A 13,557-nucleotide genomic window follows, 5' to 3' on the forward strand; every position below is an offset into this window, starting at 1 on the left:
AGGCCCACGGAGCGCTCGAGCGCCCCGTGGGTCTGACACGTGAAGGAGAGTCGTGGCGCGTCAGCGTGAGCGCGGGTTCCCCGCGGACCCCGAGCCCTTGCCCGTCCCGGTCGCCGACAACCACACCCATCTCGAGTCGATCGCCGGCGTGCTGCCCGACGACGTCGCGGCACCCACGGTGGCCGAGCACGTCGCGCGGGCGGCGGCGGCCGGCGTCGACCGCGTGGTGCAGGTGGGCTGCGACCTCCCGTCCGCGCGCTGGACGGATGCGCTCCTCAGCGGGAAGATCCCGCTCGACGTCGTACCTGATGCCGGAATGGCCCCCCGGAACGCCAGCAGGTACGACGGCGAAAGGGAGGTGGGGGAGCCCGTGCTGCGCGCCCTCGTCGGGGCGGTCGCCATCCACCCCAACGAGGCCGTGCTCCACGCCGACGCGCACGACGTCGGCCCCGACGGGCAGAGCTACGAGCGCGAGCCGCACCACCACGTGCCGCTCGACGACGCGATCGCCGAGATCGGCGACCTCGCCCGGGCCAACCCGCGCATCCGCGCCATCGGCGAGACCGGCCTGGACTTCTTCCGTACAGGTCCACGCGGCGCGGCCGTACAGCGCGAGAGCTTCCGTGCGCACCTCGCGCTCGCGAAGGAGCTCGGCCTCGCCCTGCAGATCCACGACCGGGACGCCCACGCGCAGGTCATCGACGTCCTGCTGGCCGACGGTGCGCCCGAGCGCACGGTGTTCCACTGCTTCTCCGGCGACGTCGAGATGGCCCGGGTGTGCGCCGAGCACGCGTGGTATGTCAGCTTTGCCGGGCCCGTCACGTACAAGGCGAACGACCATCTCCGCGAGGCGCTCCGCGCCGTGCCGCTCGAGCTCGTGCTCGTCGAGACGGACGCGCCGTACCTCACGCCGCACCCGTTCCGCGGGCAGCCCAACGCGCCGTTCTCCGTCGCGCACACCGTGCGCGCCATGGCCGACGTGCTCGGACGCCCGCTCGAGCAGGTGTGCGCGGCCCTCTCGACGACCAGCGAGTCCGTCTACGGTCCTTGGTGAGTCGTGGCCGGACAGGCTACGGTCTGGTTCCCGTGGCACAAAGGGCGCGAGCGGCGCATACCAGCGGCAATCGCCGTCGGTTCGCCAGGCCCTCTCCACGCCGCGCCGGCCTCCAGGAGCAGAGCCGGGCGGCGACCCCGCCGGCCGGCCCCGACCGTCCCGCATCACCACAGCCCCGCCGTGCCTCCAGCCCTGCGCGTCCGGCGCGCCGGGTGCTGCACGCCCTCGTCGTCCTCGGCCTCGCCGGGTCCACCTACGGGCTCACCGCGGCGCACAAGACGGTCACCATCGACGACGACGGGCAGATCCGCCGTGTCTCGGCCTACGGCCGCACCGTCGGGGACGTGCTGCACTTCCAGGGACTGACCGTCCTCCGCGGCGACGAGGTGACGCCCGACCAGAGCGCCCCCGTCGCGGACGGCGGCACGATCGTGGTGCGCTCGTCGCGTGAGGTGACCTTCGAGGTCGACGGGCGGTCGAGCACGTTCACCACGACCGCGCTGACCGTCGGCGACCTCATCTCCGCGCTCGGTGCGCGTGGGGACGGCGCCGTCGCGACGGCGTCGCGCTCGGAGCCGCTCGGTCGCGAGCCGGTGCGCGTCTCGACGATGAAGACCGTCAACGTGGCCGTCGACGGCTCGGTGCTGCCCATCCGCACCACCCAGGCGACGGTCCGCGACGTGCTCGCCGACGCCGGGATCACCCTCGCGGACGCCGACGCGACCTCGGTGCCGCTCGGTGCGGCCGCCGCGGACGGCATGGTCGTGCTCGTCTCGCGCGGATCGACCGGCGCAGACACCGTGACCGAGGTGCTGCCGTTCGAGACCAAGACCATCGAGGAGCCGGCCCTGCCACGGGGCTACCAGCACGTGCGCACCACGGGCCGTCCGGGCGAGGCGGTGACGACGTACGCGACGCGCTCGCTCGGCGGTGCGGAGGTGGAGCGCACGGTCGTGTCGCGCACCGTGACGCGCGAGCCGCGCACCGAGATCATCGTCGTCGGGACGATGGACCCCGCCACGGTGGTGGTCACCCCGGGCACCGCGAAGGCGACGGCGCAGGCGCTGATGGCCGAGCGCGGCTGGGGCGCGGACCAGTTCGCATGCCTCGACAAGCTCTGGACCAAGGAGTCCGGCTGGCGGGTCAACGCCCAGAACGCGTCCTCGGGCGCGTACGGCATCCCGCAGGCGCTGCCCGGCTCGAAGATGGGGTCCGCGGGCGCCGACTGGCGTACCAACGCCGCCACGCAGATCACGTGGGGTCTGGGCTACATCGCGGGCCGCTACGGGACGCCGTGCGGGGCGTGGTCGCACTCGATGGACACCGGCTGGTACTGAGCCGGACAGACCGATCAGCGAGCGCCGCGGAAGCGGTCGCATCGCCCCGGCGGTCTTGGGCCGGTGTAGGCGCCCTGGCTACGGTCGCCACCGCCCGTGCCCACCGCGTACCCGTCCGACGGGGCGCCGACGTCAGGATCCGCGTGACCGCGAACCCCGACCGTATGACAGACACCGACACCCCCGACCTCGACCCGACGTCCGCCCTGGGAGCTCCCGTCGGGGAGACGGCGCCCGGGGCCGACGAGGAGGCCCGGCCCGTGACCCGGGCCTTCGCGCGCATCGCCAAGCGCCGTCGCCACCGCGGCACCGCACTGGCGGCCGGGCTGACCGCCGTGGCAGTGGCCGCGGGCGGGTTCGTGCTCGCGGAGGCCCGCAAGTCCGTCACGCTCGACGTCGACGGCGAGGTCAAGGCCCTCACCACGTTCGCCGGCTCGGTGGACGGGCTGCTGCGCGACGCCGGCGTCGAGCTCGCGGAGCACGACGCCGTCACCCCGGCGGCCGACGCGGCGCTGCTCGACGGCGCCGAGGTCGTGGTCCGGATCGGCCGCCAGCTCGCGCTCGAGGTCGACGGCGAGCCGGCCGACGTCTGGGTCGCCGCCCTCGACGCGGGCGACGCGCTGACACGGCTCGCCGGACGCGGCGGGGACGTGCGCCTCGTCGCCTCGCGCTCCGGCGACCGCGTGGAGGTGCCGCTGCCCCTCGATGCCGAGAACGGCGACGTCGCGGTGGTCGCCGACGGCGAGACGCAGACGCTCCGGTACGACGACGGCATCGAGAGCCTGCTCTCCGTCGCCGGCCTCGAGGTCGACGACGACGACCAGGTCAGCGTCGTCGACGTGGCCGGGGCGAGCATCGAGGATGCGGGCGACGCCCGGGTCGCGGTGGTCGTGCAGCGCGTCGAGACCCACGAGGTCGCCGAGACGACGGCGGTGCCGTTCGGCCGTACCGAGCAGCGCGACGCGAACCGCTACTCCGACCTGCCTCCGCAGGTGGTCCAGGCCGGCGTCGAGGGCGAGCACACGCGCGTGACGCGGGTGACCACCGTCGACGGCGAGGTCACCGAGGAGACGGTCGTGAGCGACGCCCGCACACGTGAGCCGGTCGAGGAGATCGTGGCGATCGGCACCCGCGCGCGGCCTGCCCCGGCCCCGGCTCCCGCCCCGGCCCCGGCTCCGGCTCGGACGTCGGGCGGGGGCATCCCGGAGAGCGTCTGGGTGGCCCTCGCGCGGTGCGAGTCGGGCGGCCGCCCGAACGCCGTCTCGGCGAGTGGGCGGTTCCACGGGCTGTACCAGTTCTCGGTGGCGACCTGGCAGTCGGTGGGCGGCACGGGGCTGCCGTCGCAGGCCTCGCCGGCGGAGCAGCGCGCTCGCGCGGTGGCTCTCCAGGCCCGTTCGGGCTGGGGCCAGTGGCCCTCGTGCTCGCGTCAGATCGGCGTCCGCTGAGCCCGGCACACGCGGTGAGATAAGGGAAGCCACGGGACAAACCGGAGGATAACGACACCCCTTCGCTTGGCGTCAGATCACGATGCGGTTACGGTCACCGGGACCCTGTGTGCCCGAGCCCGCCCGGCCAGCGCCGGACGGCACGACCGCAAGGACCAGCGTGGCCGCACCCAAGAACGCCGTCCCGCCCGTGCTCGTGCCCCTCGCCGAGGAGCCCGAGCGACCCGCTCGGCGCGGCCTCCGGCGAGGTCTCGCGGCCGGCCTCGCCGCCGTCGCGCTCCTCGCGGGAGCCGCCACCGGAGCCGTGGCGGACGCGCGCAAGACCGTCACGCTCGACGTCGACGGGCAGGTGACGCGCGTGTCGACCTTCGCCGGCTCCGTCGAAGGGCTGCTGCGCGGCCAGGGTGTCCGCCTGGGCAAGCGCGACGCCGTCGCCCCCGGCCTCGGCGCCAGGCTGCGCGACGGCGCCGACGTCGTCGTGCGGTACGGGCGCCGGCTCACCGTGGAGACCGACGGCAAGAAGACCACGACGTGGGTGACGGCGGTCGACGCCGACGACGCCCTGCGGCGGCTCTCCGCGCGCGGCGCCGACGTGCGCCTGATGGCGTCACGGTCGGGGGACCGCGCCGCGCTCCCGCTGCCGCTCGCGGCCGACGGCGGCGCGGTCGCCGTCGTCGCCGACGGCCGCACCCGCACCGTCCCGGACTCGGGGAAGGGCATCGAGGCGCTGCTCGACCGCGCCGGCGTGAGCGTCGACGCCGACGACCTCGTGAGCGTCGTCGACGCGCGCGACGCCGATGCCGCGGGAGCCAAGGGAGCCGAGGTCGCGCTGTGGGTGCAGCGCGTCGAGACGAAGGACCGTGCGCAGACCTCGCCCATCCCGTTCCAGCACGTCGAGAAGCGGGACCCCACGCGGTACTCCGACCTCGCCCCGACGCTGGTACAGGCCGGCGTCGCCGGCGTGCACACGCGCGTGGAGCGCGTGACGACCGTCGACGGGACCGTGACCGGCCGCCTTCTCCTCTCCGAGGGCGACACGAAGGCGCCCGTCGACGAGGTGGTCGCGGTCGGCACCAAGGAGCGGCCGGTCGCGCCGCCGCCGGTCCCCACCGGCTCGCACGCAGGCACCCAGCAGCCTTCGCCTCAGCAGCCTTCGCCTGCGCAGCCCGGACCGGCCGCCCCACCCGCCCCACCCTCGGGCGACGTCTGGGCCGCGCTCGCGCAGTGCGAGTCGGGCGGTCGCGCGGACGCCGTCTCGTCGAACGGGCTCTATTTCGGGCTCTACCAGTTCACGGTCTCGACGTGGCGCTCGCTGGGCGGGTCGGGCCTGCCCTCGGGGGCGTCGCCCGCCGAGCAGACCCAACGCGCCCAGGCGCTCCAGGCGCGCTCGGGCTGGGGTCAGTGGCCCGCCTGCGCGCGCAAGCTCGGGCTCCTGTGAGGCGCAAATCGATCGGCCGGGCGTCGCGTGGCGTTCGCCACGATCGGCCTCAGAGATTTGGGCTCCAATAACAACTCGGTTACGGTCGAGTGTCTCGCGCACGTTCGAACGGGTAGTGGTGTAGGGCACTGAGCCCGGCTTGCCAGCCTCCCGCAGCGCGCTGACCGGCCCGGATCCCGGGTCGCGACCGCCGGATCGGCCGGTCGAGTCCGCACTCGCGGCTCCCTCCCAGGGGCCGTGCGCGCGCCCGGAGGCGTGGGTGCGGAGGTCCCCGTGGGCCCTTGCTCGTCCTCCCGTGCCCGGAGAGCACGACGTCTGGAACTCAGTGACCTACACAGCACCCGAGACGACGGCGACCCTGACCGAGCCGAACGTCGTCGACAGCGCCCCGTCCACCACCTCCACCACCGACACTCCCGCCCAGCGCCGCAGTGTGCGCAGCCACAGGCTGCCCCTCGTCGCGGGGCTCGTGGCCGCATCGCTCGCCGTCTCCGGCGGAGCCGTCGCCTATGCAGGCGCCCACAAGAACGTCACCCTCGACGTCGACGGCCACACCACCACGATCTCCACGTTCGCAGGCTCCGTCCAGGGCCTGCTCGACGCGCGCGGCGTGCGCCTCGGCGAGCACGACCTCGTCAGCCCCGCCACGGACCAGCCGCTGACCGACGGGGCCGACGTCGTCGTGCGCTACGGGCGCGAGCTCACCGTCCAGACCGACGGCAAGCAGTCGCCCACCTGGGTCACGGCGCTCGACGCCGACGAGGCGCTCGCCGCCCTCAGGACCCGCGGGAACGACGTCGCGCTCGTCGCGTCGCGCTCCGCCGACCGCGCGAGCCTCGCGCTCCGGCTCGACGCCAAGGGTCCGGTCGCGGTCGTCGCGGACGGCAAGACCACCGTCGTCCCGGACGGCCGCAGCGGCCTCGACGCGGTGCTCGCCACCGCCGGCGTCAAGCTCGGCAGGCAGGACACGGTCCGCATCCTCGACATCGCGGACGCCGGCATCAAGCCGGCCGCCGCGAAGGGCGCCGGCGTCGCCGTCGTCGTGCAGCAGGTCGTCACCAAGAACGTCACCACCAGGTCTGCGGTCGCGTTCGAGACGCAGACCAAGGACGACGCCTCGCTGTACCAGGGCGAGTCGAAGGTCGCCCAGCAGGGCAAGAACGGCGTTCGCACCGTCGTCGAGTCGGTCGTGACGGTCGACGGCGTCGAGAAGTCGCGCACCGTCAAGTCCGACGACGTCACGACGCAGCCCGTCCCGAAGATCATCGCGAAGGGCACCAAGGCGCGTCCCGTCGCGGCCGCCCCGAGCACCTCGAGCTCGGGCTCAGGCTCGGGCTCCAGCACGAGCTCCGGCTCGTCGGGCCCGACCATGTCCGGCTCCCCGCGTGCCATCGGCCAGCAGCTCGCCGCCGCGCGCGGCTGGACCGGGTCGCAGTGGCAGTGCCTCGACTCCCTCTTCCAGCGGGAGTCCGGCTGGAACCCCAACGCGCAGAACCCGTCCTCGGGGGCGTACGGCATCCCGCAGGCGCTGCCCGGCTCGAAGATGGGCTCGGTCGCCTCCGACTGGCGCACCAACGCGGCCACGCAGATCACGTGGGGCCTCAACTACATCGCCGGCACCTACGGCACGCCGTGCGGCGCGTGGGGCCACTCCCAGTCGTCCGGCTGGTACTGAGCCGCGACCCAGACCGCAGCTGAGCCTGCCGAAACCCTTGGCTCGGTAGGCTTCGCTGCATGACTCACACCCCAGGCGCCCTGCTCGGCCCCGCGGAGATCCGCGAGCTGGCAGGGCGTTTGGGCGTTCGCCCCACCAAGACGCTCGGCCAGAACTTCGTGCACGACGCCGGCACGGTCCGCAAGATCGTGCGCGCGGCGGGCGTCCAGCCCGGGCAGCGGGTCGTCGAGGTGGGCCCAGGGCTCGGCTCGCTGACGCTCGGGCTGCTCGAGGCCGGGGCCTCCGTCGTCGCCGTCGAGATCGACCCGGTGCTGGCGGGGCAGATCGCCGCCACGGTGCAGGCGCACCTCCCGGGTGCCGACTTCGAGGTCGTGCTGTCCGACGCGCTCGACGTCACGTCGCTCCCGGGGGAGCCGCCCACCGCGCTCGTGGCCAACCTGCCGTACAACGTCGCGGTGCCGGTGCTGCTGACCATGCTCGAGCGGTTCCCGTCGCTCGAGAGCGTCCTGGTCATGGTCCAGGCCGAGGTCGCCGACCGGATCGCCGCCACCCCCGGCTCGAAGATCTACGGCATCCCGTCGGTCAAGGCCGCGTGGTACGCGCGGGCGTGGCGCTCGATGAACGTGAGCCGCAGCGTGTTCTGGCCGATGCCCAACGTGGACTCGGCGCTGGTGGCGCTCGAGCGGCGCGACCCGCCGCCCACCACGGCGACCCGCCAGCAGGTGTTCACCGTCGTCGACGCCGCGTTCGCGCAGCGGCGCAAGACGCTGCGCGCGGCGCTGTCCGGGCTGTTCGGGTCCGGCGCTGCGGCCGAGGTCGCCCTGCGCGCGGCCGGCGTCGACCCGACAGCGCGCGGCGAGACGCTCGGCGTCGTGGAGTTCGCGCGCATCGCGGAGCGGTGGGCGCTCGACGGCGTGCAGCGCCCCACACCCCCTGGCACGGTGGAGGCGTGAACCACCCTGGGACGACGCCCTTCGCACGCCTGACCGCCGCGCCGCCGCCCTCGGCGCGGGTCCGCGCCCCCGGCAAGGTCAACCTCTCGCTGCGCGTCGGCGCCCTGCAGGACGACGGCTACCACCCGCTCGTCAGCGTGTTCCAGGCGGTCGCGTTGTTCGAGGAGGTCACCGCCACGCAGGTGCTCCCCGGCTCCGGCGTCTCGCTGACGGTCGACGGCCCCCAGGCCGCGGCCGTCCCGCTCGACATCAGCAACCTCGCGTGGCGCGCGGCCCTGTTGCTCGCCGCGCACACCGGCGTCGAGCCCGACGTCGCGCTGCACGTGCGCAAGGGCGTGCCGGTCGCCGGGGGCATGGCGGGCGGCTCGGCCGACGCCGCCGCGGCGCTCGTGGCGTGCGACGCGTTGTGGGAGACGGGCGTGCCGCGCTCCGAGCTCGTGGAGCTGGCCGCACAGCTCGGCTCCGACGTGCCGTTCTGCCTGCTCGGGCACACCGCCGTCGGCACCGGGCGCGGGCACCTGCTCACGCCCGCGATGACGCGCGGCGAGTTCCACTGGGTGTTCGGCGCCTCGGACCGGGGGCTGTCCACGCCGGCCGTGTTCGCGGCGTTCGACGAGCTCACGCAGGGCGGGGCGCCGCCTGTGGGGCTCGAGGACGACACGGCGCTCATGCAGGCCCTGCGCGCGGGTGACCCGACGGCGCTCGGCGCCGCCCTGCACAACGACCTGCAGGACGCGGCGCTCTCGCTGCGCCCGGAGCTGGCGCGGACCCTCGAGATCGCGCACGAGACGGGCGCGCTCGGCGCGATCGTCTCGGGCTCGGGCCCGACCGTCGCAGCCCTGGCCCGCTCCCGTCAGCACGCGCTGGCGATCGCCGCGACGTGGACGGCGGAGGGCGCGGCCGACACGGTCTGGACGACGACCGGCCCGGCCCACGGAGCCCGCCAGACGTCCTGACGCGGGGCCGGCCTCAGGCGGTGCGGGTGCGGAACCAGGCGAGCTCCGGGGCGAACCGGTAGGCCTGGCCGCCCTCGTGGTCGTTGTACGGGTAGACGTCGATCTTCTTGTCCGTCGTGCCCCAGGCGTTGTACGCCGCATAGACCGTCGACGGCGGGCACGTCATGTCCATGAGGGCCACCGAGAAGAGGGCCGGCGCCGTCGCGTGCCGCGCCAGGTTCGCGCCGTCGAGGTAGGCGAGCGTGCGCCACACGGTCGCCTCGACGTCCGGGTCGCGGCGCACCGACAGGTACTGCGTGATCTCGCGGTACGGGTGCGAGTCGACGATCTGCACGGCCCGGCGGAAGTGCGTCAGGAACGGCACGTTCGGCATGGCGGCAGCGACGTCGTCGCCCGCCATCGACAGCAGCGACGCGACCGCGATGGTCCCGCCGCCACCCTGGCTGGTGCCCGTCACGGCGACGCGCGCCGGGTCGATCCCCGGGACCTGCCGCACGGCGTCGACGGCGCGGACGCCGTCGGTGTAGAAGCGGCGGTAGTAGTGGTCGTGCGGGTCCTCGATGCCGGCCGTCATGAAGCCGGCGACGCCCGCGCTGCGGCCCACCGGGTCGGGCGTCTCACCGCCGCCGCCCCAGTGCCCGCCCTGCCCGCGCGTGTCCATGACCAGGTGCGCGACGCCGGCCGCGGCCCACGCCAGGTGCTCGTGCGGCAGCCCGCGGCCGCCGCCGTAGCCGATGAGCTCGACGACCGCCGGCAGGGGTGCATCGGTGTGGGCGTCGTGGCGCGCGGGGCGCAGCAGCCAGGCCTTGATGGGGTGGCCGCCGAACCCGGGGAACGTCACGTCGTCGACCACGACCTCGGTGAGGCCGGTCTCGACGCGCTTGAGGAGGGGAGCGTCGGCGGTCGCGCGGGCCTCGCCCACCGTCGTCGTCCAGAACTCCACCAGGTCGGCCGGGCAGACCACGTCGGGGGCGTACCGCTCGAGCTCCTCGAGCGGCAGGTCGAACTGGGCCATGGGGGGTCCTTCCGATGATGCGTCGGTGGTGAGAGCCCGACTGTATCGAGGAAGGGCGAGCGGCCCGGAACGTCACGCGTCGAGCCCTATGGCGGAGCAGACCGGGACGCTCGACGGTCGTTCGGGTGCGGCGTCCCGGGTCCGTACCCTTGTCCGGTGGCACATCTCCTCGGGGCGGAAGCCCTGCACCTGGAATACCCGACGCGCGTGGTGTTCGACTCGGTGACCCTCGGCATCGACGAGGGCGACCGCATCGGCATCGTCGGGCGCAACGGCGACGGCAAGTCGTCGCTGCTGGGGATGCTCGCCGGGCGCATCGAGCCCGACGGCGGCCGCGTGACCCGCCGCGGCGGCGTGCGGGTGGGTGTGCTCGACCAGGCGGACACGCTCGACGACGACGCGACCGTCGGGCACGCCGTCGTCGGCGACCGGCCGCACCACGAGTGGGCCGGGGACTCCGCCGTGCGCGACGTCATCAACGGGCTCGTCCCGGACCTGTCCTGGGAGGCACGGCTGGGCACGCTCTCCGGCGGGCAGCGGCGCCGGGTGGCGCTCGCGGCGCTGCTCGTGGGCGAGTGGGACGTGCTGATGCTCGACGAGCCCACCAACCACCTCGACGTCGAGGGCATCGCGTGGCTCGCCTCCCACCTGAAGTCGCGCTGGCCGAAGAACCAGGGCGGGCTGCTGATCGTCACCCACGACCGCTGGTTCCTCGACGAGGTCGCCACCGCCACCTGGGAGGTCCACGACCGCATCGTCGAGCCGTTCGAGGGCGGGTACGCGGCCTACGTGCTGCAGCGTGTCGAGCGCGACCGGCAGGCGGCAGCCGTCGAGGCCAAGCGGCAGAACCTCATGCGCAAGGAGCTTGCGTGGCTGCGCCGCGGGGCGCCCGCCCGGACGTCGAAGCCCAAGTTCCGCATCGACGCCGCCAACGACCTGATCGCAGACGTCCCGCCGCCGCGCGACGCGCTGCAGCTGTCGCGGCTGGCCGTCGCCCGGCTGGGCAAGGACGTCGTCGACCTGCTCGACGCCGGTGTCGCGTTCGACGGGCGCCCGATCCTCGAGGGGATCGAGTGGCACATCGCCCCCGGCGAGCGGACGGCGATCCTGGGCGCCAACGGCGCCGGGAAGTCGACGCTGCTCGCGCTGATCGCCGGCACGCTCGCGCCGACCACCGGGCGGGTCAAGCAGGGCAAGACCGTGCGGCTCGGAGTGCTGGACCAGCAGTTCACGCACCTCGAGGACATCGCCGACGACCGCGTCCGCGACGTGCTGGCCCGCACCCGCACCACCTATGAGATCGACGGCAAGGAGCTCACACCCGCCCAGCTGCTCGAGCGCCTCGGGTTCGCGCGCGAGCACCTGTCCGCACGCGTGCGGGAACTGTCCGGCGGTCAGAAGCGGCGGCTCCAGCTGCTGCTCGTGCTCCTGTCCGAGCCCAACCTGCTCATCCTCGACGAGCCCTCCAACGACGTCGACACCGACATGCTCGCCGCGATGGAGGACCTGCTCGACTCCTGGCCCGGGACGCTCATCGTCGTCTCGCACGACCGCTACCTGCTCGAGCGGGCGACCGACCAGCAGTACGCCATCCTCGACGGGCGGCTGCGGCACCTGCCGGGCGGGGTGGACCAGTACCTGGAGCTGCGGGCGGCCGCGTCGGCCGGCGACAGGCCGCGCGCGGCCTCGGCGGCCGGGACTCCGTCGACCGAGAGCGCGGGTGCGGTGCCGGCAGGCGCGCTCGCCGCGGCACCCCCGGCGGCGTCGGCTGCCGACGTCCGCCAGGCCCGCAAGGACCTCGCCCGCATCGAGCGCCGCCTGTCGCGCATCGCCGACGACGAGGCGAAGCTCCACGACAAGATCGCCGCCGACCCCACCAACTTCGACTCGGTTGCCGAGCTCGACACAACGCTGCGGGCGCTCGCGGACGAGCGCGAGAACCTCGAGCTGGAGTGGCTCGAGGCCGCGGAGACCGTCGGCTGACCAGACCGCTTTCGCCGGGGGGAACGCGGGGCTAGCGTTCGCTGGTGAAGCATCGTGACGTCCGCGCGACTGTCACCTTCGACCTCGAGCCCGAGGACGAGGCGCCGTCTGGCGTGCCGGACGATGCGCACGCCCGCGGGACGGACCCTCGGCCGTCGGTGGCGGGCCGCGTCGCCCGCACCGTCAGGGCCTGGAGCCCGCGGCGGAGGTTCGTCGTCGCGGGGACTCTCGTAGGCCTCGCGGTCGCGGGGTTCGGGGCCGTCCGCGTGGTCGACGCCGTTCACGACCAGACGCTTCGTGCCCGGGTCGCCACCGCGCCCGGCGGCGTCGTCAGCCTCGCGCACGCCCCCGCGCGGCTCTGGCGGACCGAGATCGACCACCCGGAGCCGCTCGCGCTGATGGACGGCCTGCTCGTCGTCTCGGAGCGCGCGTCGACGACCGGCTCCGGCATCGGCGACGGGCTCACGCTGAAGGCACTGGACCCGGACGACGGACACGTGCGGTGGTCCACGACGGTCGGGGGTGCGCGCAGCTGCGGCACCGCGCCTGGCCCCACGGGCTGGGGGCGGGACGTCGGGACCGCCGCCGAGCTGGTCTGCCTGACCGGCCCGGCGGGCGGTCGCGTCGTCGTCGTCGGCGAGGGCGGCCGGGTGACGGCGGAGCGCGCCCTCCGTGGGCGCACGGCCGGGGAGGTCGCCCTGGCGGTACCGGGGGCGGTGCTGCGGGTCAGCCGTGTCGGCTCGCCCGTCCCCGCTCCACCGTTCGTCGACGGCGCCCTGAGTGCCGCGTTCGCGACCCGGGACCTGCGCGTGCGGCTCGAGGACGCCCAGACCGGCGCCGAGCGCTGGGCGGCCACGGTCCCCGGGTCGTCCGCACCGGCGGGCACCGCGATCGACACGATGTACCTGTGCAGCCACTGGTCCGCCGACGCCGCCGAGGTCGAGACGGTCGACGACCAGAGCGGGCTCTCCTCGGACATCGGCGCGCGGCGCGTCTCGCTCCGTGCGTGCGGGATCGCCGCCACGGTCGACCTCGCGACGGGCGCGATCGTGCAGAGGGTCGACCCGTTCGACCCGTCCGCCGGCTGGGACCCGGGGGCGGTCCCGCTCGACGGCGCCGGCTATGCGACGAGGCTGCCGTCGGACGGGTCCGGTGTCGAGGTGGATCGGATCTGGCGAGAGGACGGCTCGCTCGTCAGCGACGTCGTCGGTCCGGTGGCGCTGCCCTCGTCGACGGACGGGTCGCCTGCGGACGTGCTGCTGACGAACGGGTTGCAGGGCCTCGCCGCCTTCGACCCCGCCGACGCCACCAAGCTGTGGGTCCACGCCTCGCAGGGCGCGGTCCCGATCGCCCGCTCGGCGCGCGTCCTGGTGGTCGCGGTCGGCGGCGACGTCGTCGCGCTCGCGCCGCGGACGGGGCGCGAGCTGTGGAACCGACCGGTGCTCGCGCCGGAGCCGGACTCCAGCGGGCACCCGGAGCAGCTCGTCAGAGCGTTCACCGACGGGCACCGTGTGGTGCTCGTGGGGCTGCTCAACGGCGGGTTCCTCGACGGCGACGGCAACGGAGACGTGTGGCTGCACGCCCTGGACCTCTCCACGGGCGAGCTCCTGTGGAGGGTCGAGCGGAGGGGGCCCCTGCCGCAGTCGATCGGGGGGAGGCTCTACGAGGTCGGCGCCGACGCGGTGGTCGCGCTCGGGTAGG

The 13,557-nt window shown here is 74.5% G+C and carries 10 protein-coding genes; 9 read left to right on the top strand and 1 reads right to left on the bottom strand.

Annotation, left to right across the window (positions count from 1 at the left end; all coding sequences use genetic code 11):
• Positions 1 to 52: 52 nt before the first annotated feature.
• The 7 genes from ACO4JP_RS04315 to ACO4JP_RS04345 all read left to right on the top strand — a co-directional run bounded on the left by ACO4JP_RS04315 (position 53) and on the right by ACO4JP_RS04345 (position 8,858).
• On the top strand, positions 53 to 1,054 hold the full coding sequence (locus tag ACO4JP_RS04315; protein WP_425956154.1) for a TatD family hydrolase: 1,002 nt from the start codon (positions 53 to 55) through the stop codon (positions 1,052 to 1,054).
• Positions 1,055 to 1,266: 212 nt separating this feature from the next.
• On the top strand, positions 1,267 to 2,391 hold the full coding sequence (locus ACO4JP_RS04320) for a ubiquitin-like domain-containing protein (protein ID WP_425956155.1): 1,125 nt from the start codon (positions 1,267 to 1,269) through the stop codon (positions 2,389 to 2,391).
• A gap of 143 nt (positions 2,392 to 2,534) precedes the next feature.
• A complete protein-coding gene (locus tag ACO4JP_RS04325; protein ID WP_425956156.1) occupies positions 2,535 to 3,836 on the top strand; it encodes a transglycosylase family protein in 1,302 nt (433 codons plus the stop codon).
• A 160-nt stretch (positions 3,837 to 3,996) separates the two neighbouring features.
• Positions 3,997 to 5,274: a transglycosylase family protein gene (locus tag ACO4JP_RS04330; RefSeq protein WP_425956157.1), complete on the top strand. Its 1,278-nt coding sequence runs from the start codon at positions 3,997 to 3,999 to the stop codon at positions 5,272 to 5,274.
• Between the two features lie 325 nt (positions 5,275 to 5,599).
• Entirely contained in the window at positions 5,600 to 6,949 is a 1,350-nt protein-coding gene (locus tag ACO4JP_RS04335) for a G5 domain-containing protein (RefSeq protein ID WP_425956158.1), read from the top strand.
• 59 nt (positions 6,950 to 7,008) lie between these two features.
• On the top strand, positions 7,009 to 7,902 hold the full coding sequence (gene rsmA, locus ACO4JP_RS04340; protein ID WP_425956159.1) for a 16S rRNA (adenine(1518)-N(6)/adenine(1519)-N(6))-dimethyltransferase RsmA: 894 nt from the start codon (positions 7,009 to 7,011) through the stop codon (positions 7,900 to 7,902).
• A complete protein-coding gene (locus ACO4JP_RS04345; RefSeq protein ID WP_425956160.1) occupies positions 7,899 to 8,858 on the top strand; it encodes a 4-(cytidine 5'-diphospho)-2-C-methyl-D-erythritol kinase in 960 nt (319 codons plus the stop codon). Before rsmA ends, ACO4JP_RS04345 begins: the two co-directional genes overlap by 4 nt.
• Before the next feature lie 13 nt (positions 8,859 to 8,871).
• On the opposite strand, the gene ACO4JP_RS04350 is transcribed toward ACO4JP_RS04345, so the two are convergent.
• Positions 8,872 to 9,873, bottom strand: a complete 1,002-nt coding sequence (locus tag ACO4JP_RS04350) for an acetylxylan esterase (RefSeq protein WP_425956161.1) — start codon at positions 9,871 to 9,873, stop codon at positions 8,872 to 8,874.
• Positions 9,874 to 10,029: 156 nt separating this feature from the next.
• Here ACO4JP_RS04350 and ACO4JP_RS04355 point away from each other — a divergent pair, with 156 nt between their 5' ends.
• The gene (locus tag ACO4JP_RS04355; protein WP_425956162.1) at positions 10,030 to 11,856 is read left to right on the top strand and encodes an ABC-F family ATP-binding cassette domain-containing protein; all 1,827 of its coding nucleotides are present in this window, start codon (positions 10,030 to 10,032) and stop codon (positions 11,854 to 11,856) included.
• A 44-nt stretch (positions 11,857 to 11,900) separates the two neighbouring features.
• Positions 11,901 to 13,556, top strand: a complete 1,656-nt coding sequence (locus tag ACO4JP_RS04360) for a PQQ-binding-like beta-propeller repeat protein (protein ID WP_425956163.1) — start codon at positions 11,901 to 11,903, stop codon at positions 13,554 to 13,556.
• The last annotated feature ends 1 nt before the right edge of the window (position 13,557 follow it).

Origin of the sequence: Xylanimonas sp. McL0601 (genome assembly GCF_049852175.1) — a bacterium.
Classification (GTDB): domain Bacteria; phylum Actinomycetota; class Actinomycetes; order Actinomycetales; family Cellulomonadaceae; genus Xylanimonas.

Coding starts and splice junctions, on each gene's coding strand:
- ACO4JP_RS04350 (WP_425956161.1), bottom strand. CDS start 9,873: ATGGCCCAGTTCGACCTGCCGCTCGAGGAGCTCGAGCGGTACGCCCCC.
- rsmA (WP_425956159.1), top strand. CDS start 7,009: ATGACTCACACCCCAGGCGCCCTGCTCGGCCCCGCGGAGATCCGCGAG.